Genomic DNA, 23408 nt, shown 5'->3' on the forward strand with positions numbered 1-23408 from the left:
TTGTGCGAGTCTCTTCATGCGAACAGCCCGTGAATGTACCAGCCGGGCTCGGCGACCTCGCCGTACAAGCCATGGCGGAAGATCCAGAAGCGGCGGCCGCGGCGGTCTTCGACGCGGTAATAATCGCGTGTCGGCGCCTGGCGGCTACCCCACCAGGGAGTCGCGATGCGCTCGGGTCCCTCGACCCGGGCGACGTCGTGCAGGACACGCCGCCAGCGGAATTGGCGCGGCGGGCCGTCGGGGACTTCGCTGGCTATCGAGTCGATCAATTGCGGTGGGTCGAACAAGTGGATTGGGCGCAACGGCGGCTCGCCGGTTTCGAGTTCGGGCCAGTCGCCCGGCGGAACCGGATCGGTGGCAGGCAGCATCAGTTCGGCCTGTTCGGGCAAATGGCGGTCGCGTGGCGCGAACCGGCGCACGCGTCCGCGCCCGACCCGGGTCGACAGCCGGTCGATCAATTGCGCCAGCTCGGCTTCGCCGACCGCACCCCCTTCGAGCCGCAACTGTGCCGCATCGAGCCGCTCCGCCACCGGCACGTCGAGCCGGATCAGATCGAAACCGAAGCCGGGATCGATCGGATCGGCCAGCGTCTCGATCCGTTCGCGGAACAGCCGCAATACCGCGGCCACGTCGCGGGTCGGCCGGCCTGTCTCGACCGCTATCCGCTGCACCAGCCCGTCGGTGCGGAAGAAGCGCGCCTCGAACCGGCGTCCGCCTTCATGCGTCTGATCGAGCCGGGCAGCCGCATCGGCGATCAATTCCCCCAATACGGTCAACGCGAATTCGGTGCGCGCGACGGGTTCGGCAAAGCGCCGCTCGACGACCAAAGGCTGAGCGACGATGCGCGGGGTCAACGGGCTATCCGCTTCGCCGATGATCCGTCGGACCTGGGTTGCGGCATCGCTGCCGAACCGCGCGGCGATCGCCGACAAGGGACGCGCCACGACGTCGCCGACGGTCTTGAGCCCGGCGCGTTTCAAAGCGGTCGTCGCTTCGTCTTCGAGCCCGAGTGCTACGACGGGCAAGCGTCGGACCGCTTCATCCTCATTGGCGCCGACGCTGCGCCATCGCGCCATCGCGCGGGCGGCGTCGGGATTGGCGGCAAAGGCGTGTTGCGCGGTGACGCCCAACCGGTCGAGTCTTGCCAGCGCATCGGTGGCGAGCGCCGTTTCGCTGCCGATGAGATGGGCGCAACCAGTCACATCGAGCACCAGCCCATCGGGCGCGTCGAGCATCACCCAGGGCGTATAGCGGGCGCAGCCATCGGCGAGCCGCTCGAGCCACAAATGATCGTCGTGCGGGACATGGTCGAACGCTTCGAGTTCGGGCAGCCGCGCGCGGGCATCCGCCAGGGTCATGCCGCGCTCGATCCCTAGCCGCGCGGCTTCCTGATCGATCGCATATACGCGCAGCGCGCCCTTGACCTTCTCGGTCAGCGCATAAGGCGCACCGGCACGACCCGCGAACAGATGCGGGCGCGTGATGCGGATGCGCTCAGCCGGCAGCCAGGGGAAGAACAGCGCCAGATAGCGCCTGCCCATCAAGGGGCTGGAAGGCACGTCGTTCACGATTCCACTCCACGCGCCAGCGACGTCCGGCGGGGCCGGCGCGACGGCGCAACAATTCGAGGTCGAAGGCGGGCGGCCCCGGCGCATCGGCGGCAAGCGCGATCGAGGGAGCAGGGGAGACCCGCCAGCGGGTATCGGCGACGCTGGGGCTTTCGCGCGCCTCGCCGCGAAGCAGCAGGACAGTCACGCCCGATGCCTCCGCCGCCAGCATCAGCCGGCGCGTCGCGGTCAAATCGAGCGGTTTGGACTCGCCCCAGCTCTCGACCACCAATGCGCCGAGCCCGGCACAGCGCGCGGCGTCGTTCGCGGCCTTGAGCAATGCCGCGTCGTTGCCGAGCAGTCCGAGGATGAGGTCACCGCCATGAAGGCCGATTTCACCCAGTCCGCTGGCGTAAAGCTTGCCCGCTCGCCGTTCCGCCGCCTCGGTCCTGAGCCATAATAAAGGTTTTCCTGCATCGATGCGCAGCGCCAGCATCGCGGCGAATCCCGACAGGCTGCCGGCATCCTCGCTGTCGTCCGCCATCACTTCGTGCAAGCGTCCGCGCGCGAGCCCGCCACCCAGCCAGGCATCGATCGCCGCATGCCCGGTGGCGAACCGCGCCGGGCCGCCCGATACACGCGCGCCTTCGATGCGTGCGACACGGCGGCGCAATCGACTCAGTGAAGCAGGCGACTCGGGCATAAGGTGTTCATGATATGTTCTCCTGATGAAATTGCAATTGAATCCGCCGAGCACGCACAAACGAAAGCGGCGGCGAACCCTGGTCCGCCGCCGCCGTCATTCCCCCTTCAATCGCGTCGCGTCAGGTCGCGTTGACGGTCTGGCCCTTGCAGACATTGATGTTGTCGAACTGCTGCGTGACCTCGTCCGAGAACTGGATCTTGATGTCGTAGAGGCAGACATCGCCCGTTCCGAGCGTGAAGTTGGACGAGCTTTTCGGCTTGATCGCATATTTCATGTCGACCTCATGCCAGGGGTCCTTCGACTCCCCGGAGCGGGCCGTCCAGACCCGCTGCACCGACACGTCGGCATTGCCATTATAAACGGTGAAATTGCGGCCCGCGTCCGCAATCGCCGGCGCCGCCACGATGCCAGCAATGAGCACGGCAATCGCCGTGCCAGCCTTGATTGCCTGTATCATCCCCGTAACCCCCAAACGTAGGTTGAACGCACCGGATGAATCCGGTGCGACCCACCTAATATAATTGGGACTATCTTGCACGTATTAAGTTATTTCCAGACAAGATCGGTCGCGGATCAAGCACTTGTCGCATTCTTGTCTGAGAAAAGCGCATCAAGTTTTGCGTAATGTCTCACGCGCAACGGTATGTATTGCAGTGTCTCTTTTGTACAATTTATAATAGTTCGATCTCACGACGCTTTTTTCTGCAATCTAAAACGATGAAGAAGGGGCTCGGTATAGCCGTTGGGCTGAACAGTTCCCTCGAACACCAGCGCGCGCGCCGCCTGGAAAGCCGCGCCGGCAGGATTGGCGACCAACGAACGATAGGCGGGATCGCCTGAGTTCTGCGTGTCGACCTTGGCCGCCATGCGCCCGAACGCCGCCTCGACCTCTTCAGGCGTGCACACGCCGTGGAGCAGCCAATTGGCCAGCGCCTGGCTCGAGATGCGCAAGGTGGCGCGGTCTTCCATCAGCCCGATATCGTGGATGTCGGGCACCTTGGAACAGCCGACGCCCTGATCGATCCAGCGCACGACATAGCCCAATATGCCCTGGGCATTGTTGTCGAGTTCGGCGCGAACTTCGTCGGGCGTCCAGTTGCGGCCGAGCGCGAGCGGCACCGAGAGCAAGTCGTTCAGGCTCGCGATCGGCTCCGCCGCGCGTTCCTTCTGGCGCGCGAACACGTCGACCTGATGGTAATGCGTCGCATGCAAGGTCGCCGCGGTGGGGGAGGGTACCCAGGCAGTGGTCGCGCCGGTCAGCGGATGGGCGATCTTCTGCTCGAGCATGTCGGCCATGCGGTCGGGCGCCGCCCACATCCCCTTGCCGATTTGCGCCTTGCCGCTGAGGCCGCAGGCGAGCCCGATCTGGACGTTGCGGTCCTCATAGGCCTTGATCCAGGCCGAGGTCTTCATCTCGCCCTTGGGCACCATCGGCCCGGCCTGCATGCTGGTGTGGATCTCGTCGCCGGTGCGATCGAGGAAGCCGGTGTTGATGAAGACGATGCGATCCTTCACCGCATGAATGCAGGCGGCGAGATTGGCCGAGGTACGGCGCTCTTCATCCATCACCCCGACTTTGATCGTGTGGCGAGGCAGGCCGAGCAGATCCTCGACCGCGTCGAACAGCCGGTTGGTGAAGGCGGCTTCGTCCGGCCCATGCATCTTGGGTTTGACGATATAGATCGACCCCGCCCGACTGTTGCGGAAGCGGCCCAGGCCTTTCACGTCATGCAGCCCGATCAGGCTGGTCATGATCGCGTCGAGAATACCTTCGGGTGCTTCGCCGCCGTCCGCCAGGATTACTGCCGGCGTGGTCATCAGATGGCCGACATTACGCACGAACAACAGACTGCGGCCGCGCAATATCAGCTCGCTGCCGTCGGGCGCGACGTAACGGCGATCGTCGTTGAGGCGGCGGGTCAGCGTCCGGCCGCCTTTTTCGAACGTATCCTCCAGGTCGCCGCGCATCAGGCCGAGCCAGTTGGTGTACGCCGCTACCTTGTCCTCGGCATCGACCGCGGCGATCGAATCCTCGAGGTCGACGATCGTCGTGATCGCGCTTTCCAGGATGACGTCGGCGATTCCGGCCGGGTCGGTCTTGCCGATCGGATGCTCGCGATCGATCACCACTTCGATGTGCAGGCCGTTGTGGCGGAACAGATAATTATCGCCGGCACGCCCGACGAGCAGCGCCGGGTCAGCCATGACCGGCTCGCCGGACAGATCAACCCAACTTCCGCTCGCCAGCGGCACCGCTTTGTCGAGGAACGCCTTCGCCCAGGCAATCACCTGACTCCCGCGTTCGGGATCATAGCCGCCCGGCCTGGCCGCGCCCGCGATCGCGTCGGTGCCGTAAAGCGCGTCGTACAAGCTGCCCCAGCGCGCATTGGCGGCGTTGAGCACGAAGCGCGCGTTGAGCACCGGCACGACCAATTGCGGGCCGGCCAGCGTCGCGACTTCGGCATCGACATTCTGCGTCGTCACCGCGAACGGCGCCGGCTCGTCGACCAGATAGCCGATCGATTTGAGGAACGGCTGATAGTCGGCTTGGTCGACCGGCTCGCCGGCGCGCTGGGCCAGCCAGCCGTCGATCTCTGCCTGGATCAGGTCGCGCTTTGTCAGCAGCGCCGCATTGACCGGGGCGAGATCCGCGAACATCGCCGCGACGCCTCTCCAGAAAGCATCGGCATCGATCCCCGTGCCCGGCAATGCGCGCGCCTCCACGAACTCGACGAGTTCGCTCGCGATCTTCAGGCCGTTGCGATCGATCATGGTGCCTCCGGGCATGTGCTGCTCCATCAAAATGATGAGGGGAGGAACGGTGCCAATACACGTAAGGGACATACCGTCCACACGAAAATGCGCTTGCCGCATGCGTAAACCAGTGGCTAACTGAAACGGATAATGAGGAGTGTGAGGATGGCGGAGGCATATATCGTGTCGGCGGCGCGGACCGCGGGCGGGCGGCGCGGCGGCAAGCTCAAGGACTGGCACCCGGCCGACCTCGCGGGCAAGGTGCTCGATGCAGTGGTCGAGCGCGCCGGTATCGATGGCGCCGCGGTCGAGGACGTCATCCTGGGCTGCGTCATGCAAGTGGGCGAGCAATCGGCGCATATCGGCCGCAGCGCGGTGATGGCCTCGTCGCTTCCCGACAGCGTTCCCGCCGTCTCGATCGACCGCCAATGTGGTTCCTCACAACAGGCGATCCAGTTCGCCGCGCAAGCGGTGATGTCGGGTACGCAGGACATCGTCCTTGCCGCCGGGGTCGAGAGCATGACGCGCGTGCCGATGGGCCTCGCCAGTTCGGCGCCTGCGCAGCTCGGCATCGGGATCGGGCCGTGGTCTCAGAAGATCAAGGACCGTTACGGCGTCCAGGGGTTCAGCCAGTTCATCGGCKCCGCGATGATCGCGCAGAAATACGGCTTCAGCCGCGACCAGCTCGACGCCTTCTCGCTCGAAAGCCACAGGCGTGCCGCTGCCGCCACGCAAGCGGGGGCGTTCGACGCCGAGATCGTGCCGATCGAGATCGTCGATGAGGAGGGGAACACCGTCCTCCACGTCCATGACGAGGGCATCCGCTACGACGCGACGGCCGAATCGATGGCGAGCGTGAAATTGCTCCAGGAAGGCGGCGTGCTGACCGCGGCCTCGGCCAGCCAGATCTGCGACGGCGCCTCGGGCGTGCTGATCGTCAGCGAGCGCGCACTCAAGGATCACGGCCTGACGCCGTTGGCGCGGATCCACAATTTGACCGTCACCGCCGGCGATCCGGTGATCATGCTCGAAGAACCGTTGCCCGCGACGCAGCGGGCGCTGGCCCGTGCTGGCATGAAGATCGAGGATATCGATCTGTACGAAGTCAATGAAGCGTTCGCGCCCGTGCCGCTCGCCTGGCTTCAGGTGATCGGCGCCGACCACCAACGGCTCAACGTCAATGGCGGCGCGATCGCGCTCGGCCATCCGTTGGGGGCGTCGGGCACCAAGCTGATGACGACGTTGCTCCATGCGCTGAAGGCGCGCGACAAGAAATGGGGGTTGCAGACGATGTGCGAGGGGGGCGGCATCGCCAATGTGACGATCGTCGAGCGATTGTAGTCCCGCGTCGCCCCGGCGAAGGCCGGGGCCGCCGGCGGCACTTTACAACATAGCGGCCCCGGCCTTCGCCGGGGCGACGGGAGAGAAGAATGAAGCTCGATAATTCGGTAGCCGCGGTCGTCACCGGCGGCGCCTCGGGGCTTGGCGCGGCGACCGCGCGGGCGCTCGCCGCAAAAGGCGTCAAGGTCGCGATCTTCGACCTGCAGGCGGAGAAAGGCGAAGCGCTCGCCAGTGAGATCGGCGGCGTGTTCTGCGAGGTCAATGTGACCAGCGACGACAGCGTCGACGCCGGCTTCGCCAAGGCACGTGCCGCCCATGGCCAGGAGCGCGTTTTGGTCTGCTGCGCGGGCACCGGCAATGCGGTCAAGACCGCCAGCCGATCGAAGGAAGACGGATCGATCAAGCATTTCCCGCTGGAAGCGTTCAACTGGCTCATCCAGATCAACCTGATCGGCACTTTCCGCTGCGTCGCCAAGTCGGCCGCGGGCATGCTGACGCTCGAGCCCGGTGTGGATGGCGAGCGCGGGGCGATGGTGATGACCGCGTCGGTGGCTGCCGAGGACGGCCAGATCGGCCAGGCGGCTTATTCGGCATCGAAGGGCGGGGTCGTCGGCATGACCCTTCCGATCGCGCGCGACCTGATGAACGAGGGCATCCGCATCAACACGATCCTGCCGGGCATTTTCGAGACGCCGCTGATGCAGGGCGCGCCGCAGAATGTGAAGGACGCGCTCGCCGCATCGGTGCCGTTCCCCAAGCGGCTGGGCAATCCGCCCGAATATGCGCAGCTCGCGCTGACGATGATCGAGAATTCGTACTTCAACGGCGAGGATGTTCGCCTCGACGGCGCCATCCGCATGGCGCCGCGGTGAGGTGATAAGGAGGACAGCCGAGCCTCACACTCAACCGTCACCCCGGCCTTGTGCCGGGGTCCAACGGGAGGCTGGGGGGAAGGGCTGGAGGCTCTTGTGCTGGACTCGCGGCACCTTGGACCCCGGCACAAGGCCGGGGTGACGTGTAAGAAGCAGGAGAACCCATGCCCGGTCCACTCGCTGGCATCCGCATCGTCGAACTCGCCGGGATCGGCCCCGGACCGTTCTGCGGCATGATGCTTGCTGACCACGGTGCGGAAGTGATCCGTATCGATCGGCCGGCGCCGGACGGCGACCCCCGCGGGCCGACCGCGCGCCATGGCGGTGATCCGCTGCTGCGGTCGCGGACAATCGAAACACTCGACCTCAAATCGCCTGACGACATCGCGACGCTCCGCGACTTGCTCAAGACCGCCGACGGGATGATCGAGGGATTCCGGCCCGGCGTGATCGAGCGGCTGGGGATCGGTCCCGATATCCTGCTCGCCGACAATCCCAAGCTGGTGATCGGCCGGATGACCGGCTGGGGCCAGGACGGACCCTATGCCGCGGCTGCCGGGCACGACATCAACTATATCGCCTTGTCAGGAGTTCTCGGCGCGCTCGGCCGCGCGGGGGAAAAGCCGACGCCGCCGATCAACCTGGTCGGTGATTTCGGCGGCGGAGCGATGATGCTCGCCTTCGGCATGGTCAGCGCGTTGCTGGCGGTGAAGAACGGCGCGCCCGGGCAAGTGATCGACTGCGCGATGACCGACGGGTCGGCGTTGCTCATGTCGATGATGTGGGGATTCCGCGCCCAGGGAATCTGGGGCGACACGCGCGGCACCAACCTGCTCGATACCGGAGCGCCGTTCTATGACACGTACGAGACCGCCGACGGCAAGTTCGTCGCGATCGGGTCGATCGAGGGGCAATTCTACGCGCTGCTCCGCGAGGCGCTCGGACTGGCCGGCGATCCGCTGTTCGATAGCCAATATGATCGCTCGCAATGGCCCGTGCAAAAGGCGCGGCTGGCCGAAATATTCCGGACGAAGACGCGTGACGAATGGTGCGCGTCGATGGAGGCGAGCGACATCTGCTTCGCACCGGTCCTCGCCTGGGACGAAGTGGCGGACCATCCCCACAACAAGGCGCGCGGAACGTTCGTCGAGGTCCACGGCGTGATGCAACCGGCGCCGGCGCCACGCTATTCGGCGACGCCATGCGATCCGCCGCGATAAGACGCTGAACGGGAGAAGGACGATGCCGCATTTCGGCGATTATCAGAACGAAATCTACGGCGCCGGCCTGCGCGGGGTGCTGCCGAAAGTGCCGGTCGATTATGCCACGCTCGTCCAGCGCGCGACCGCGGCGATGCCGCCGCACGTGCTCAATTATGTCCAGGGCGGCTGCGGCGACGAATGGACCCAGGACCAGAACGCCGCTGCGTTCCATCATTGGGGCATGGTGCCGCGGATGATGGTCGGCACGACCAGCCGCGATCTGTCGACCGAGATACTCGGCCACAATTATCACAGCCCGTTGTTTATGAGCCCGATCGGCGTGACCGGCATTTGCGGCCAGGACCAGCATGGCGATATCGCCGCCGCCAAAGCATCGGCGATGACCGGCGTGCCGATGACCGTCTCGACCTTGGGCAATGACACGCTGGAAGACGTGGCGACGCATCTCGGCGACACGCCGGGTTTCTTTCAACTCTACACGCCGCGCGACAGGGATCTGGCCGAGAGCCTGATCCGTCGGGCCGAAGCAGCGGGCTATCGCGCTTTGGTGGTGACGCTCGACACCTGGGTAACCGGTTGGCGCCCGCGCGACCTCAACGCCGGCAATTTCCCGCAACTGCGCGGCCATGTCCTAACCAACTATTTCGTCGATCCGGTCTTCCGCAAGCTGCTGGGCAAGGACCCCGCTCACGCGCTGCCTGAAGCCGTCATGCTATGGGGCTCGCTGTTCGCGCGGCCGCTCACCTGGGACGACATGGCCTGGTTCAAGTCGGTCACCAAGATGCCGATCGTGCTCAAGGGCATCTGCCATCCCGAGGATGCGCGCAAAGCCGTGGACATGGGCGCCGATGCGATCTTCTGTTCGAACCACGGCGGACGCCAGGCCAATGGCGGGATCGCCGCGATCGACATGTTGCCGGGTGTGGTCGGGGCAGCGGGGGAAGTGCCGGTGTGGTTCGATTCCGGCATCCGCTCGGGCAGTGACGTGATCAAGGCGCTGGCGATGGGGGCGCGCGCGGTCGGGGTAGGACGGCCGTTCATCTACGGCTTGGCGCTCGACGGCGCCGAAGGCGCGGCGCACGTCCTCAAATGCATCCTGGCCGAGGCCGATCTGATGATGGCGGTCAACGGCATGCCGACGCTCGACCATGTCCGCGCGGCTGGGGCGACGCGGCTGTAGACACTGCGGTTCAGCCGCCGTTCCAGCCCAGCCGGTCCGCGAGATCGCGCGCCTCGGGTTTCCAGTCGATCCCGCACTGGTCGAGCCACGCATCGTCGAAATAGGTCGACGCATAGCGATTGCCGTCGTCGCACAATATGGTGACGATCGATCCCTCGACACCCGCGGCCGCCATCTCCTCGGCCAAGGTCGCGCAGGCCCATAAATTGGTGCCCGTCGACCCGCCGCAGCGCCGTCCAAGCCGCTCGCTGAGCAACCGCGCCGCGGCGATGCTGCGCGCGTCGGACACGATCTCCATCCGATCGATCACCTCCGGCACGAACGACGGCTCGACATGCGCGCGGCCGATCCCCTCGATCCGGCTGGCGCAGCGATCGAGCTTGGCAACATTGCGGTCGGCCCAATGGCGGTGGAACACCGATCCTTCGGGATCGGCGACGCAGATCCGGGTCGCGAGCCGGCGGTAGCGGCCATAGCGGCCGATCGTCGCCGAGGTGCCGCCGGTGCCTGCGCCGCACACGATCCAGTGCGGGATCGGATGCTGTTCGAGTGCCATTTGGGCGAAGATCGATTCGGCGATATTGTTGTTGCCGCGCCAGTCGGTGGCGCGTTCGGCGAAGGTGAACTGATCCATGAACACGCCGCCCAGCTCGTTCGCGAGCCGCGCGGCCTCGCCGGCAGCCTCGACCGCCTGCTCGACGAAATGCGGCCGGCCGCCATAGAATTCGATCTCGGCGATCTTCTCCGCCGAGGTGGCGCGCGGCACCACTGCGATGAAATCGAGCCCGAGCATGCGGGCGAAATAGGCCTCCGACACCGCGGTCGATCCGCTCGACGCCTCGACGATCGTGGTGTCGGGGCCGACCCGGCCGTTGCACAAAGCATAAAGGAACAATGAGCGCGCCAGGCGATGCTTCAGGCTCCCCGTCGGATGACTCGATTCATCCTTCAGATAGAGCTGGACGCCCGGAAACCGCGGCAGCGGGATCGGGATGAGATGCGTGTCGGCCGAGCGATTATAGTCGGCCTCGATCAGCCGGACCGCTTCGTCGGCCCAGGCGCGGTCATGGGGAGCGTGATTGGACGTCATGCCCGCGCGATCGACGCATGGCGCGCCCGCGTCAACCGTTGGCGAGACGATCATACCCGCCTCACCACTTCGCTCGTGGCAATCACTTCCCAAACGCCGTCGCCCAGCGGCCGCACCGGTTCGCCGCTGGCGAGCGCCCATCGCCGCGCGCCCGGATAGCTGCGCTCGCCGCTATCGGTCTGGCGGCGTTCGACATGCTGATACTCGATCACGACCAGCGGCGACCCGTCGTCACCGACGCTGCGCGTACGGGAAATCTCTCGTTCCATCATCGGGATTCGTCGGAGAAGGGCTACGCTTTCGGGCCGAGCATCTTGTCGATCGCGGCGGCAATTGTCGGATGATATCCCTGGCGCGCGGTCGCATAGACTTTGCGCGCGATCGGCAACCCCCAGTCGCCCTGTGCCTTGAGCGCGGCATAGACCGGCAGGATCAGCAGGCCGCGCCCGACGCTGGGCAGATATTGTGCGATCGACGGGACCGCGGGCTCGTAGCGATTGCCGATCGCGAGCACGAGCCAGGCGGAGCGGATATAGGCATTGCTCGACGTCGAGAGTCCCAGCGAGCGATCGAGCTCGGCCAGTCGCTCCGCCGATTGCCGGCGCGGCAGGCCGTTCAAGAACCGCAGCCATTCCTGGGTCGACCAACGCGACGCATCGATCGAATGGATCGGCGCACCGGCCGCGACCGAGGCCAAGGTCTGGTCGATCCTGGCCAACGTCGCCGAGCGGACATGGACCGCATTGTCCGGCAGGCCGGTTCCGTACGCCCACTGGTCGAGCTGCAGCTTCGCCTCGAGCGCCTGATCGCCCTTGATCAGATTGGTGCGCAGGTCGGCGAGAAAGCCGGCGGTCGTCTGCGGCTGGAAGGCGTGGCGATCGAAATAGGACCGCAGATAGGCGTCCCAGTGCGCTCGGCCGACAGTATATTCGATCGTGCGCAGAAAGGTCGAACCCTTGGTGTAATCGAGCTCGCCGTACACGCCTTCGGGATCGCCATGCAGTCGCGTCGCCTTGGCGTCGGGCGCCGCCTTCAGGTCGCGCTGAAGGTCGTCCCATGACAAATCCGCCAAGGTCGCCGCGCGCTCCTTGCCGTATAGCGCTTCATCGATCCGGTTCTCGAAATAGGTCGTGAACCCCTCGTTGAGCCACGAATCCGACCAGGTCGCGTTGGTGACGAGATTGCCTGACCAGCTATGCGCCAGTTCGTGCGCGATGACGTCGACGTTCGACTTGTCGCCGGTGATGATCGTCGGCGTCGCGAAGGTGAGGGTGGGGTTCTCCATCCCGCCGAACGGGAAGGACGGCGGCAGCACCAGCACGTCGTAGCGGCCCCAGCGATATTTGCCGTAGAGGCTCTCGGCGGTGGTCACCATCTTGCCGGTGTCGGACAATTCGGCCGCGGCCTTCGCCAGCACACTTGGCTCGCTATAGATTCCGGAGCGCGCATCGATCGCCTGGAAGCGGAGGTCACCGACCGCCAGCGCGATCAGATAGGGCGGGACATTGTGGTCCATGCGGAAGCGATAGCTGCGCCAGCCGCGCGCGGCGGGAATGCCGGCTGGGGTCAGCCGCTCGGCGCTCATCGTCGCGACCAGGTCGGACGGGACGGTGATCTTGGCCGACCAGCTCTGGCGGATGCCGGGGCTGTCCTGGGTCGGGATCCAGCTGCGATTGTTGATGCTTTCGCCCTGGCTGAAGAGATAGGGCTTCTTTTTTCCCGCAGTCAGCGCCGGCGCCAGCCAGCCGAGCGCGCGTGCCTTGGGATCGGACCGATAGGTGATGACGATCCGCCGCGCGGTACCGATCTCGATCGTCAGCGGCGCGCCCTTGTAATCGTCGCTCGCGCCGACTGCCCATTTGAGCGGACGCCCGCGCGCGTCGGTGATCCGCGAGATGACCAGGTCCTTGTCGTCGAGGACGATCTCCCGCGCGTCGGGCCGGGCAAGGATGTCCAGCGTCGCGGTGCCGCGCATGATGTGCGTTTTGAAGTCGGCGGTCAGGTCGAGATCGACATGGGTGACGCGGGCGATCTCGGGCCGCGCATAGCTGAGCACGTCCTTCGCGTCTGGGCTGGTCAGGATCGGCGACGGCGCGTCGGGGGCGGCAGTCGCGGCGGGCGCGATCGCCGCCGAGGCGATCAACAAAGCGGAGGTGACGAAAGGGAGGCGCATCGCGGACTTTCCGGCATGGTGGATTATCCTGCGCTCTCCACCAATCAGCCTGCGGTTACAAGGCGAGCGGCGTCACCCTTCAGCCCATGATGAGCAGCAGCCGTTCGCACGCCGATTGGGGGAGCCGGGCGGACAAGGCGCGCGCACGGGAAAGGTGGCGTGCTCGGCGAGCCGGGTCGTCTTGCGTCGACGCTATATCGCGCTCATGCGCGATATAGCACCGCAAGCGGCGTTCGGGATCGAACAGAAAAGGCGCGTCGCCGCGATCGAGATCGGTCATGTCGAACACAACGCGCCGATCGCCGATCGGATGCATGTCGAGCGCCAGCGGTCGAGGAATGGCGCGCCCGGCAGGACTCGAACCTGCAACTCCAAGCTTAGAAGGCTCGTGCTCTATCCAGTTGAACTACGGGCGCCCGATTTCCGCCTAGGGCGTTTGCGCGCGAGCGGCAACGCCCTCGACGCGGATTGCGGGCGAACGCAAGCTTGATCATAACGGTCGCCATGACCGAGGGGGAATCGACCGCGCTGCGCGCCGTGACGGCCAACACTGTCCACCATTTCCGCTATTACGACTTCGTCATGGCGGCGTTCGTCGCGATCCTGTTGCTGTCCAACGTACTGGGCGCGGGCAAGGTCGCGCAGGTCTGGCTGCCGGGGGTCGGCTATTGGCCGTTCGGCGCCGGGATCCTGTTCTTCCCGATCTCCTATGTGATCGGCGACGTCCTGACCGAGGTCTATGGCTATGCGCGGGCTCGCCGCGTCATCTGGGCCGGCTTCGGCGCGGTGCTGTTCATGGCGTTCATGAGCTGGGTCGTGGTGGCGCTGCCGCCCGCGCCCGACTGGAAGAACCAGGCGGCGTACGAGACGATCTTCGGCCAGGTACCGCGCATCGTGCTGGCCAGCTGCGCCGCGTTCTGGGCGGGCGAGTTCGTCAATTCGTTCGTGCTCGCCAAGATGAAGATCATGACGCGCGGCAAGCATCTGTGGACGCGCACGATCGGCTCGACCATCGCGGGGGAGGGGATCGACAGCCTGATCTTCTACCCGCTCGCGTTCCTTGGGGCGGTGGGCTGGACGACCAACCTCGTCATCACCGTGTTGTTCACGCAATGGTTCCTGAAAGTGGCGTGGGAAGTGCTGCTGACGCCGGTCACCTATATCGTCGTCGGCGCGCTCAAACGTGCCGAGGGGGTCGATGTGTTCGACGAAGGCACCGACTTCTCGCCGTTCAAGGCGAAGGTTTAGGCGGCGGACGATCGATGGCGGATATGTTGGCGGACGTCGGACGCCTACGGATTGGTATATTCAAATTCGGCTAGAAGGCAGCGTACGCTCAGTAAACGAACCCCGTCCTCGCGATTTACCCGTCAAAACGGAGCCGTGTGGTGACGATAACCGAAGCCTACATCGACGAGAGCTACGACGACCGAGGACCGCCGATATTGTGCTTAGCGGGGTATGTCTTTCGCAAAATGCGAGCACGCCAATTCGCGAAAGAATGGAGCACCTACCTCAAGGCTAAGGGGCTGCCCTATTTCCACATGAGTGAATGCGCTCACAGAAGAGGTGTTTTCAAAGGACGAGCGGACACTATCGAGGTCGCGGCGAAGCTGATTGAGCTTACTCGTGAACTTTCCGCCTATGGCTTCGCCGTCACCATCAATGAGGAGGACTATAACCGTATCCTTCGTCCTTTGGGCATGCCTAGCGCTTACGGATTCGCGCTTCAATCATGCATCGGAATGGTTCGGGATTGGAAGGAGTCAAACCACGCGCAAGGACCAACGTCATTCTTTTTCGAGGAGGGGCATAAGCATTCAGGCGATGCACATAACTTTCTCACATGGATCTTTGGGACGCGCGAAGAGAGGAATAGATATGGCTACGCCGAGCATGCCTTCGTTCCCAAAGCGACGCCCGGGCTACATCCAGCGGATTTTTTGGCGTGGAATGAGGGACTGGAAGTAAGACGTCAGATTGATCCGAAGCGTAGGCCCCCGCGTGCGGACCTTTTGGCCATGGTGCGTCTGACCGATACCGTCCGCCATTATGTACAAGAAGATTTAGAGCAGCTTCGAAATGGTATAGAAAATATCAGCCGGTTGGAGTGGCCGGGCCACGGCGGTCGTCCCGCCCGCTATTTCGAGTAGCATATTCAAGATCGACAGTTTTACGTTTTGGTAGATGGCAATCTGACTGTCAGGCCGAGACTAGCTCCATCAGTCCTTCGAACAGCCGGCGACCGTCGTCGCCGCCATGCGCCGCTTCGATCTTGCGTTCGGGATGCGGCATCAGGCCGAGCACGTTGCCCGCGGCGTTGAGCACGCCGGCGATCTGGCGCGACGATCCGTTGACGTTACCGGTGTAGCGGAACGCGACCCGGCCTTCGCCTTCGAGCCGGTCGAGCGTCTCGGCATCGGCGGTGTAATTGCCGTCATGATGCGCGACGGGGATCAGGATCGTCTCGCCAGCGGCATAACGGCTGGTGAACGCCGATTGCGCATTCTCGACCGACAGTTCGACATCGCGGCAGACGAAATTGAGGCCGGCATTGCGCATCAGCGCACCGGGCAGCAGCCCCGCTTCGGTCAGCACCTGGAAGCCATTGCACACGCCGAGCACCGGCACGCCGCGCTCGGCGGCATCGACCACCGCGCGCATGACTGGCGACCGCGCTGCCATCGCGCCCGAGCGCAGATAATCACCGTACGAAAACCCGCCCGGCAACGCGATCAGGTCAGTCCCGGCGGGCAGGTCGGTCTCGCCATGCCACACCATGTTGGGCTTGCGCCCCATGATCGACTCGATCGCCACCGCGAGGTCGCGGTCGCAATTGGAGCCGGGAAAAACGACGACCGCGGCGGTCACCGCTCGATCCTGTAATTTTCGATCACGGTATTCGCGATCAACTTGCGGCACATCCCGTCGAGGTCTTCGTCGGTCACCGAGTCGGCGACGTCGAGCTCGATCACCTTGCCGGCGCGGATGTCGTTGATGCCACTAAAGCCTAGACCTTCGAGTGACTTGTGGATCGCCTTGCCTTGCGGGTCGAGCACTCCCGGCTTGAGGGTGACGACGATGCGAACCTTCATGGAGCGGCGCTTTCCTGGCTGAAACGGAGTCGGCGTCCCTATGGCCGCGCCGGCGGTTCGCCGCAAGTTTTACGCTTCGTTTACCCGCGAAGCGCAGCGTTTCGTCCAGCGGGCGACTCGCCAAGGGGTCGCGCTCGCCGGTTTAGGGGGTTCGGACATGGCCGGACTGGCAATGGTGATGTTCATCGCGCTGTTCACCTTTGGTGGACAGTATTTCGGCTGGACCGATGCCGGGGGCTGGATTCAGCTGTCGCTGGTGTCGTCGTTCATCTTCGGAATCATCTGCGGATTCCGGGTCAAGGACTGAGTCCTTTCCGTTTTCAGCCAAGCTGAAACGGTCGCGGCGCCGGCCCGCTCCCCCACCCGGCCTCCCAATCAGGATATTCTATGAGAGGCCGGGTGGGGGAGCGGGCTGGCGCCGTAACAGCGAAGCTGCAAAACGCGCTTATTTGCCCCGGTTCTGGCGATGCGTTTCGAGGTCGAGCACCGCACCATCGGCGCCTTCGGGCAACAGCCCCAGCCGCCGTGCGACTTCCTGATAGGCTTCGACTTCGCCGCCCAGGTCGCGGCGGAACCGGTCCTTATCGAGCTTCTCGTTGGTCACCATGTCCCACAGCCGGCAACCATCGGGGCTGATTTCGTCCGCCAGGATGATACGGCTGTAATCATTGTCCCAGATCCGCCCGAACTCCATCTTGAAGTCGACCAGGCGAATGCCGATCCCGGCGAACAGGCCGCACAGGAAATCGTTGGTGCGGATCGCCAGGTCGGCGATATCGTGCATCTCCTCCTGGCTGGCCCAGCCGAACGCCGCGATATGCTCGTCGGTGATCATCGGATCGCCGAGCGCGTCGTCCTTGTAATAATATTCGATGATCGTGCGCGGCAGCTGGACGCCTTCCTCGATCCCCAGCCGCTTCGACAGCGACCCAGCGGCGACGTTGCGCATCACTACCTCGATCGGCACGATCTCGACCTGGCGGATCAACTGTTCGCGCATGTTGAGGCGGCGGATGAAGTGCGTCGGTACTCCGATCATCCCGAGCAAAGTGAAAATGTGCTCGGAAATCCGGTTGTTGAGCACGCCCTTGCCGCTGATCGTGCCCTTTTTCTGCGCGTTGAACGCGGTCGCGTCGTCCTTGAAATACTGGATCAGCGTGCCTGGTTCGGGGCCCTCATAGAGGATCTTGGCTTTGCCTTCGTAGATCTGGCGGCGGCGTGCCATCTTCGGCGCTTACCTTTGTAAAATGAGCGCCCCGGCAACGCGGATAGCGCGCCGGGGCGGGAAGCAATGACCTATACCGGAACGACTGCTCGGGTGCAATCAGGCGGGGGGCGGGGTATCGTTGGATGGCAGCGGCTCGACGTCCGTCGCGGGGCCTCCCCAGCGCCGCCTTGCTACGCGAACGGTGAAGAAGATGCCGATCCCCACTGCCGCCCACGGCGCGAGGAAGATCGCCAAGCGCAAGATCGCATAGAGTGCGGCGCCGAAGAACCACCAGGATTGGCCGACCGTCTCGCCCAGCGGGCCTTGGTCGGCGGTGCCGACGACTGCGGCGGCATAGTCGATCTCTACATCGGACATAGCCACCCGGCCCTGCAATTGGGTCAGCCATGCCTTGGCCTGATCAAGTTCCTCTTGCGCGGCAGCCACACTGCGTTCGGCCTCGACCAATTCGCTCACCTTGCCGGTGCGCGACTGAAGAATCTGGGTCAGCCGTTGGACCAGCAGCTCACGCTGGCGGATTCGCGCGCTGGTGTCGGAAATCTCTTTCGATACGTCCTCGGCGCTGATCGACTGGTCCACCGCTCGCCCGCCGGCCCTGGCGACCGAATCGACCAGGGTCGCACTGAACCGCCGCGCGATGTCGCTGGCGACGCGGAGCTTTAACGAGGCGGCGCTGCCATTCCCGCTGCTACTTTCGGATGAGACCAGTTGGCATCGCGCCAGCCCCAGTTTGTCGCAAGCCGCGATATGCGCCTGCTGGGTCGACGCTACCCGATCGGCGGGGAGCCGAAAGCTGTACTTATAGTCATAGGCGATCTGAGGGAGCGTCACTGTCAGCGGCGTGGCCGCCGTCTCGTCACCCTTGCCTCCATTGGAGGCATCGCCCGGCGGCGCGGCTGGGGCGACATCATAGGCATTGAGCTTTTCGGCCGATTTGAGACTCGACACCTGGTTACATCCGGCGAGGACGAAACACAGAATGATCGACATCAGAACGATCCGCATAACGCTCTCTCCCGACAATCTTGATACACAATCTCATTGATCGGGTATTGCGTCAAGGCGTGTCAGAATAGCGATGAATTGGAGTGTGTGCCCAGATTGGAACGGCCACGAAGGGGTAGGGATTGCGCCTGATGGATGCCTGCCGGCGTAGGCAACCCATCAGATCGCTTAATTGGTCAAGTGCTGCGTCTGGGTCATTTGGCCATAGCAACTTCGACGCCCGCTTTGCGGGTCTTACCCGCGTCGACGGTGGCGAGCAGGACGTTGCGCTGACGCCGGGCAGAGGTCGCGGCGACCGACCGGCAGCGGTCGTTCGAGAGGATACCGGTACGCGGTGCGGCATCGGCGGCGGCGCATACCTGATCGATCGCTGCGCGCAGGCGGCGGTCGAGTGTCCGGCGGCCGTTTGCGGTCGACAGATCGAGGTCGGCGGTCGTGACTCGGGCGGTTGGCGGAACCGGCTTGTCGCCGGCAAATGCAGGGACTGCTGCGATCAGCAGAGCGGTCATCATCAAGGGCTTGAACATCTTCTTTCTCCTGTCGTCGCCGGGGGTGGCGACGACACCGATATGCCGCGGGCCGCGTCGCAGCTCCAATCGAACGTTGAGAGCAAGCCATAAATCTGCTTTATGTCTTGAATGACGTCTATTCCTCCGCTCGGCGCGGTGCGCGTGTTCGAGGCCGCGGCGCGGCTCGGCAATTTCACGCGGGCCGCCGAGGAACTCGGCACGACCCAGGCGGCGGTGAGCTATCAGATCAAGGTGATCGAGGAACGGGTCGGCGCGCCGCTATTCGCACGCAAGGGGCGCGGAGTCGAACTGACCGAACTCGGCCAATTGATCGCGCCGCAAGTGACCAGCGCGTTCGAGAAGCTCGACGAGGCGTTCCGTGCCGCGCGCAGCGATAACGAGACGATGCTGACGGTGAGCGCGCCGTCGACCTTCGCGACCAATTGGCTGTCGTCGCGCATCGGCGACTTCCAGCTTGCCCGGCCCGATCTGGCGGTGCGGCTCCGCGTGTCGGACGCGCTGACCGAGTTCGATCGCGGTGAGATCGATGTCGCGATCCGTGGGGCGCCGGCGCCATGGCCGGGGCTGGAAGCGGACTTCCTGATGCGGATGCCGTTCACGCCGCTGGCGAGCCCGGCGCTGCTCGCCGCCCATCCGCCGGTCGCAACGATCGATGATTTGCTGGCGCTGCCGCGGCTGTCGCCGGGGGATGGCTGGTGGCGGTTGTGGTTGGGGAGCGTGTCGGGAGATCAATCCGACGAGTCGCCCCCCAGTGTGCAGCTCGAATCGCAAGTGCTGCAGGGGCAGGCGGCGATTGCGGGGCACGGTGTCGCGGTGCTCAGCCCGCCAATGTGGCAACGCGCGATCGATGCCGGGCAGCTCGTCCAGCCGATCAAGCGCATCGCCTATTGGCGCAACAGCTTCTGGCTGGTCTATCCGGCGCATCGCAAGCGGCAGCGCAAGGTCGCGGCGTTTCGTAGCTGGCTGCTTGCTGAAGTGAGGGCGTCGCTGCACGACGATCCGTTCGGGGCGCTGGTGCCGGCGCCGGTCTAACAACCGGTTGCCGCGAAAGCTGCGACGATCAGATGCTTGGTGGCTGTCCAAGCAGCGGTGCCTGGCGTCACCAGCTCGACATGCCCGGTATCCGGCACGGTGTGCAGGACAGCTTCCTCGCCCGCTTTGGCGGCATAATCCGTCGCCAGCCGATAGGGCACGATGCGGTCCTCGCGGCCATTGACCAGATCGTGGCGCACGCCGATCGGCAACAGCGGCGGGATCGAGGTATCGGCATAGACATCGCGCCCATCGCTGCCCGGCGCGCCGACCAGATCGCGAATGACGTCGATGCCGCAGCCATTGTCGGGGCTCGCCGCCACCGCCTCGAGGTCGGGAAGCGCGCCGCAGGCGACGACATGCGCGATCGCCAAGGGTGTCGCGCACCACAGCGGACTGTCGAACGGCAGTCGCCGCCGTCCGGCCAGCCATAACGCCAGATGCCCGCCCGCCGAATGACCGGTGGCGATGACCCGGCGCAAGTCGAGCCCGTATTTGGGGGCATAGCCGCGCAACGCATCGGCAGCCGCCGCGGCGTCGCGAAAGGTGCCCGGATAGCCGCCGCCAGGGCGGTCGACGCCGCGATAATCTATGTTCCACACCGCAAAGCCGTCGCGGCGCAGATCCTCGGCGACCCAATTCATCAGCGTGCGATCCGCAATGCTGGTCGTCCAGCATCCGCCATGGACCATCAACACGACAGGGAAGGGGCCGGCGCCATCGGGCAGCCACAGATCGACGCGTTGCCAGGGGTCGTCGCCATAGGCGATCGCCGCTTGCGGCTCGGGACGTGGGCGCGCGGTCAGATCTGCCCAGGTCAGCGGCTCGAAATCGTCGCTCATGTGGAGGGAAAAGACCGGCGGCGCGCGGAAGGCAAGAAGGAAGCGAGTCTTGCCATCCGATCGACACCGCCGGAGAAGCGTAGGTCCAGAATGGGCCGAGCGCGCATGGGGGCACGCGCCACGGTCCCGGAGCTGCCGCGGTTCACCGCAGCCCGGAGATGCGGACCTTGCGCCAAACGCGGTGCCACGGCGCGTCGAACTGCGCCCGGTTGAGCGCTTCGAAACTGTCGCTGACCTTCTCGGCCAGATCATGGCCCAGCTTATCGACGTCCGCTGTCAGGCGGTGTTTGTTCGCGGCCCAGTCGCCGCTCAGGAAATCATCGCGCATGGCTCAATCCTCCTCATAAAATCCGGCGTTGGCGATGAGGTGGATATGCTCGTATCGGCGTCGCTTCGCCAACAAATCGTTGGACATAATCGACAAGCCATGCTTATCAAGTTTCATGCGCCGCCTGCCGCCCCTTGCCGCCGTTCGCGTGTTCGAAGCCGCCGCCCGGCACGAGAATTTCACCGCCGCCGCGAATGAGCTCGGCATGACCCAGGCAGCGGTCAGCTATCAGGTAAAATTGCTCGAAGAGCGGCTCGGCGCGCCGCTGTTCCGCCGCGAAAAGCGCCGCGTGGTGTTGACCGATGCGGGCCGCAAGGCAGCGCCCCAGATCACTCGCGCCTTCGACGCGATCGACGCCGCGTTCGGCGCGATCCGAGCGGACGATGCGGCGGTGCTGACCGTGTCGACCTCGAACACCTTCGCCAATACCTGGCTCGCCTGGCGGCTCGGCAGTTTCCAGATGAACCATCCGGAAATGGCGGTGCGCCTGCTGACCAGCGACGCGCTGGCAGACTTCGCAAGCGACGACGTCGATGTCGCGATCCGCGCCGGCTTGGGTGGATGGGACGGGCTGCACGAGGAGTTGCTCGTGCGGATCGATTTCACGCCGATGTGCTCGCCTGGATTCCTCAAACGCCACGGACCGTTCACGGTCGAGGACATGCTGCGCATCCCGCAAATCAGCCCGCACGATCCGTGGTGGCCGTTCTGGCTGCGCGAAGCCGGGGTCGAAGTGCCCGACGGCCCGCCACGCGTCGGCGTCCGCCTCGACAGCCAGGCGCATGAAGGACATGCCGCGATGGCGGGGCAGGGAATGGCGATGCTGACGCCCTTCTTCTGGCGCAACGACTTGGCCGACGGACGATTGGTGCGGCCGTTCGATCAAGTCTCGACCCGCGGCTACGCTTATTGGCTCTGCTATCCCGAAGCGCGGCGCGGCGTCGCCAAGATCCGTCGCTTCCGGGAATGGCTGCTCGACGAACTCGCCCGCGATATGCCGAGCCCGGTCTGATCGCGTCGCGTGGGGCATGTCGCATTCCGCCAATACGGTCGGAGGGCATGGGCCTATCTCTCCAAGGGTCGAGAGCCGCTCTCCGCTCCCGGAGTGCGCTCTCGCTTTGCAGGGAGGATGGCATGGCCGATCTCATGAAACCTGCGCTGGCGGCGGCGGTATCGATGCTGGGCTTGTCGCTGGGCGTAACCGACGCGGCGGCGCAAAAGCAGCCCGGCGTACCGACGGGCGAGACGCAAGGCGTCCTGATCGGACTGGACAAGCCGGACAGCACCCAGATCAAGAGCGAACAGGTCAAGGGTCAGGCGCCGGTCAGCAACCAATGGAAGTCGCCCTCGAGCAGCCAGATCAAGGGCGAGGGCCCGGTCAGTACGCAGTTGAAAGCGCCTTCGAGCAATCAATGGAAAGCGCCGTCGAGCAACCAGATCAAATGGTAGCCGCGATCCGCTGACCTCTCGTTCGCGTCAACTCTTCGGCGCGCCGATCAGCGCGGTGCGCGCCGCGCGGGTCGCCATGCGGCGATCCAGAAGCGCGCGAGGCGTGCCGACCGATCCTTCGCGCATGATCCGTTGCGCGACGTGCTCCAGTTCGCCCGGTCGTGGTGCACGATCCTGGGCGATGCAGGCGGCAAGCACTGGGTAGAGCAAGCGATATTGCACGAACGTTCACCCGTGCAGGGGATCGTCGACGCCGGGGTGTTGCCGTTCGATCCACGCCAAGCGCCAGGCGCGGCCCTCGATCCAGAAGGGAATGGCCGCCAGCAACGCGAATACCAACGTCATGCGCAGGAATTCGCTGCGCGGCAGCATGTTGGCCGCCCACAAGATGACGGGCACGACGACGATCGGGGGACCCCAAGCGGGGTGGCGGATCAGCCGGAAGGCGCGCCATAGCGACCAGCACAGCAGGATCGCGGCGGCGACGCTGCCGACGATCAGGCCTATCGATTCCACGATCACCAACAAGATTTGCATCCGGCCATCCTCCAGGTCGGAATTTATATCGTATTACGATATAAATCAAGGATGCGCGTCAGGCGATCGTATCGAGCAACTGCTTCAGCATCGGCCGCATCCGGACGATCTCGTCGCGGTGCACCGTCGATAAGCGTTCGAGGATTTCGCGGGCCTTTGGGGTCAACTCCAGCAAGGCCTGACGGCCGTCATGCGGCGATGGCCGGCGTGCGATCAGTGCCAAGGTTTCCAGCCGCACGATCAGCCCGGACGCACTATGCGGCTTCACGAACAGGCGTTCGGCGACATAGCCGATGCTGACCGGTCGCGGGGAAGCGCCGCGGATGGTGAGCAGCACCTGATGCTGTTGCGGCGTCAGCCCGAAATCGGCTGCCCGCTCTTCGCTGAACGCCTGGAACTGGCGCAACGTGCGGCGAAAATCGGCCAGCGCAGCATATTCGGCGTCGGTCAACTCGTGCCCGCTCGGCATGATTCGT

28 protein-coding genes and 1 tRNA gene are annotated in these 23408 nt (G+C 64.8%); 10 read left to right on the top strand and 19 right to left on the bottom strand.

Translation table 11 applies throughout. The features are described 5' to 3' along the window. Nucleotides 1-14: 14 nt before the first annotated feature. The 4 genes from AC1DQQ_RS05885 to AC1DQQ_RS05900 all read right to left on the bottom strand — a co-directional run bounded on the left by AC1DQQ_RS05885 (nt 15) and on the right by AC1DQQ_RS05900 (nt 5025). A complete protein-coding gene (locus AC1DQQ_RS05885) occupies nt 15-1541 on the bottom strand; it encodes a Y-family DNA polymerase (protein ID WP_478032695.1) in 1527 nt (508 codons plus the stop codon). Further along, nucleotides 1495-2250, bottom strand: a complete 756-nt coding sequence (locus AC1DQQ_RS05890) for an ImuA family protein (protein WP_478044557.1) — start codon at nt 2248-2250, stop codon at nt 1495-1497. The genes AC1DQQ_RS05885 and AC1DQQ_RS05890 overlap by 47 nt, the downstream gene beginning before the upstream one ends. Before the next feature lie 121 nt (nt 2251-2371). Then, entirely contained in the window at nt 2372-2710 is a 339-nt protein-coding gene (locus tag AC1DQQ_RS05895; protein ID WP_478032687.1) for a hypothetical protein, read from the bottom strand. Nucleotides 2711-2940: 230 nt separating this feature from the next. Further along, entirely contained in the window at nt 2941-5025 is a 2085-nt protein-coding gene (locus AC1DQQ_RS05900; RefSeq protein WP_478044812.1) for a malate synthase G, read from the bottom strand. 147 nt (nt 5026-5172) lie between these two features. Between AC1DQQ_RS05900 and AC1DQQ_RS05905 the strand changes: the two genes are divergently transcribed. From AC1DQQ_RS05905 to AC1DQQ_RS05920, 4 genes are all read left to right on the top strand, one after another. Continuing rightward, nucleotides 5173-6348, top strand: coding sequence for an acetyl-CoA C-acetyltransferase (locus AC1DQQ_RS05905; RefSeq protein ID WP_478044559.1), 1176 nt, complete (start codon nt 5173-5175; stop codon nt 6346-6348). An 89-nt stretch (nt 6349-6437) separates the two neighbouring features. Then, nucleotides 6438-7220 carry an SDR family NAD(P)-dependent oxidoreductase gene (locus AC1DQQ_RS05910; protein WP_478041878.1) on the top strand — a complete coding sequence of 261 codons (783 nt, stop codon included), beginning with the start codon at nt 6438-6440 and terminating at the stop codon, nt 7218-7220. Between the two features lie 164 nt (nt 7221-7384). Continuing rightward, the gene (locus AC1DQQ_RS05915; protein WP_478044561.1) at nt 7385-8440 is read left to right on the top strand and encodes a CaiB/BaiF CoA transferase family protein; all 1056 of its coding nucleotides are present in this window, start codon (nt 7385-7387) and stop codon (nt 8438-8440) included. A 22-nt stretch (nt 8441-8462) separates the two neighbouring features. Continuing rightward, complete coding sequence (locus AC1DQQ_RS05920) at nt 8463-9623, top strand: alpha-hydroxy-acid oxidizing protein (RefSeq protein WP_478041876.1); 1161 nt, start codon at nt 8463-8465, stop codon at nt 9621-9623. 10 nt (nt 9624-9633) lie between these two features. Here AC1DQQ_RS05920 and AC1DQQ_RS05925 read toward each other — a convergent pair whose 3' ends face one another. The 5 genes from AC1DQQ_RS05925 to AC1DQQ_RS05945 form a co-directional block, all read right to left on the bottom strand. After that, on the bottom strand, nt 9634-10713 hold the full coding sequence (locus AC1DQQ_RS05925; RefSeq protein WP_478029516.1) for a PLP-dependent cysteine synthase family protein: 1080 nt from the start codon (nt 10711-10713) through the stop codon (nt 9634-9636). A 50-nt stretch (nt 10714-10763) separates the two neighbouring features. Beyond that, nucleotides 10764-10985 (bottom strand): hypothetical protein, encoded by a 222-nt coding sequence (locus AC1DQQ_RS05930; protein ID WP_478029515.1) that lies wholly within the window; start codon nt 10983-10985, stop codon nt 10764-10766. 20 nt (nt 10986-11005) lie between these two features. Continuing rightward, nucleotides 11006-12886, bottom strand: a complete 1881-nt coding sequence (locus AC1DQQ_RS05935; RefSeq protein WP_478041874.1) for a M1 family metallopeptidase — start codon at nt 12884-12886, stop codon at nt 11006-11008. A 79-nt stretch (nt 12887-12965) separates the two neighbouring features. Further along, nucleotides 12966-13202: a hypothetical protein gene (locus tag AC1DQQ_RS05940; protein ID WP_478041873.1), complete on the bottom strand. Its 237-nt coding sequence runs from the start codon at nt 13200-13202 to the stop codon at nt 12966-12968. A 23-nt stretch (nt 13203-13225) separates the two neighbouring features. Next, nucleotides 13226-13302, bottom strand: a tRNA-Arg gene (locus AC1DQQ_RS05945). Nucleotides 13303-13390: 88 nt separating this feature from the next. Between AC1DQQ_RS05945 and AC1DQQ_RS05950 the strand changes: the two genes are divergently transcribed. Then, nucleotides 13391-14134 (top strand): queuosine precursor transporter, encoded by a 744-nt coding sequence (locus AC1DQQ_RS05950; RefSeq protein ID WP_478041872.1) that lies wholly within the window; start codon nt 13391-13393, stop codon nt 14132-14134. Between the two features lie 140 nt (nt 14135-14274). Continuing rightward, the gene (locus AC1DQQ_RS05955; protein ID WP_478041871.1) at nt 14275-15039 is read left to right on the top strand and encodes a hypothetical protein; all 765 of its coding nucleotides are present in this window, start codon (nt 14275-14277) and stop codon (nt 15037-15039) included. 49 nt (nt 15040-15088) lie between these two features. Here the strand turns inward: AC1DQQ_RS05955 and purQ are convergent, their stop codons facing one another. After that, on the bottom strand, nt 15089-15757 hold the full coding sequence (gene purQ, locus AC1DQQ_RS05960) for a phosphoribosylformylglycinamidine synthase subunit PurQ (protein WP_478029457.1): 669 nt from the start codon (nt 15755-15757) through the stop codon (nt 15089-15091). Next, complete coding sequence (gene purS, locus AC1DQQ_RS05965; RefSeq protein WP_478029456.1) at nt 15754-15981, bottom strand: phosphoribosylformylglycinamidine synthase subunit PurS; 228 nt, start codon at nt 15979-15981, stop codon at nt 15754-15756. Before purS ends, purQ begins: the two co-directional genes overlap by 4 nt. Nucleotides 15982-16021: 40 nt before the next feature. Here purS and AC1DQQ_RS05970 point away from each other — a divergent pair, with 40 nt between their 5' ends. Beyond that, complete coding sequence (locus AC1DQQ_RS05970; RefSeq protein ID WP_478041870.1) at nt 16022-16288, top strand: hypothetical protein; 267 nt, start codon at nt 16022-16024, stop codon at nt 16286-16288. A gap of 138 nt (nt 16289-16426) precedes the next feature. Here AC1DQQ_RS05970 and purC read toward each other — a convergent pair whose 3' ends face one another. The 3 genes from purC to AC1DQQ_RS05985 form a co-directional block, all read right to left on the bottom strand. Beyond that, on the bottom strand, nt 16427-17206 hold the full coding sequence (purC, locus tag AC1DQQ_RS05975; RefSeq protein WP_478029454.1) for a phosphoribosylaminoimidazolesuccinocarboxamide synthase: 780 nt from the start codon (nt 17204-17206) through the stop codon (nt 16427-16429). Between the two features lie 99 nt (nt 17207-17305). Further along, entirely contained in the window at nt 17306-18214 is a 909-nt protein-coding gene (locus AC1DQQ_RS05980) for a DUF4349 domain-containing protein (protein WP_478041869.1), read from the bottom strand. A gap of 194 nt (nt 18215-18408) precedes the next feature. Further along, entirely contained in the window at nt 18409-18741 is a 333-nt protein-coding gene (locus tag AC1DQQ_RS05985) for a UrcA family protein (protein ID WP_478044562.1), read from the bottom strand. 111 nt (nt 18742-18852) lie between these two features. On the opposite strand from AC1DQQ_RS05985, the gene AC1DQQ_RS05990 reads away from it, so the two are divergent. Further along, nucleotides 18853-19776, top strand: a complete 924-nt coding sequence (locus tag AC1DQQ_RS05990) for a LysR substrate-binding domain-containing protein (RefSeq protein ID WP_478041867.1) — start codon at nt 18853-18855, stop codon at nt 19774-19776. Here the strand turns inward: AC1DQQ_RS05990 and AC1DQQ_RS05995 are convergent. Then, nucleotides 19773-20618: an alpha/beta hydrolase gene (locus AC1DQQ_RS05995; RefSeq protein WP_478044564.1), complete on the bottom strand. Its 846-nt coding sequence runs from the start codon at nt 20616-20618 to the stop codon at nt 19773-19775. The two genes, AC1DQQ_RS05990 and AC1DQQ_RS05995, sit on opposite strands and share 4 nt — an antisense overlap. Nucleotides 20619-20760: 142 nt before the next feature. Next, nucleotides 20761-20946, bottom strand: coding sequence for a hypothetical protein (locus tag AC1DQQ_RS06000; RefSeq protein ID WP_478029447.1), 186 nt, complete (start codon nt 20944-20946; stop codon nt 20761-20763). Nucleotides 20947-21061: 115 nt separating this feature from the next. Here AC1DQQ_RS06000 and gcvA point away from each other — a divergent pair, with 115 nt between their 5' ends. Together gcvA and AC1DQQ_RS06010 are read left to right on the top strand one after the other, a co-directional pair. After that, complete coding sequence (gcvA, locus tag AC1DQQ_RS06005; protein ID WP_478029445.1) at nt 21062-21958, top strand: transcriptional regulator GcvA; 897 nt, start codon at nt 21062-21064, stop codon at nt 21956-21958. A gap of 122 nt (nt 21959-22080) precedes the next feature. Further along, nucleotides 22081-22395, top strand: coding sequence for a hypothetical protein (locus AC1DQQ_RS06010; RefSeq protein ID WP_478029444.1), 315 nt, complete (start codon nt 22081-22083; stop codon nt 22393-22395). 27 nt (nt 22396-22422) lie between these two features. Here AC1DQQ_RS06010 and AC1DQQ_RS06015 read toward each other — a convergent pair whose 3' ends face one another. From AC1DQQ_RS06015 to AC1DQQ_RS06025, 3 genes are read right to left on the bottom strand one after another with little or no spacing between them, the layout of a single operon-like run. Then, the gene (locus AC1DQQ_RS06015) at nt 22423-22617 is read right to left on the bottom strand and encodes a hypothetical protein (protein WP_478044566.1); all 195 of its coding nucleotides are present in this window, start codon (nt 22615-22617) and stop codon (nt 22423-22425) included. Nucleotides 22618-22623: 6 nt separating this feature from the next. Then, a complete protein-coding gene (locus AC1DQQ_RS06020) occupies nt 22624-22932 on the bottom strand; it encodes a hypothetical protein (protein ID WP_478029440.1) in 309 nt (102 codons plus the stop codon). A gap of 58 nt (nt 22933-22990) precedes the next feature. After that, nucleotides 22991-23401 carry a MarR family winged helix-turn-helix transcriptional regulator gene (locus AC1DQQ_RS06025; protein ID WP_478044567.1) on the bottom strand — a complete coding sequence of 137 codons (411 nt, stop codon included), beginning with the start codon at nt 23399-23401 and terminating at the stop codon, nt 22991-22993. Nucleotides 23402-23408: the final 7 nt, after the last annotated feature.

The sequence above is a fragment of the Sphingomonas sp. P4_G3 genome (genome assembly GCF_056401105.1).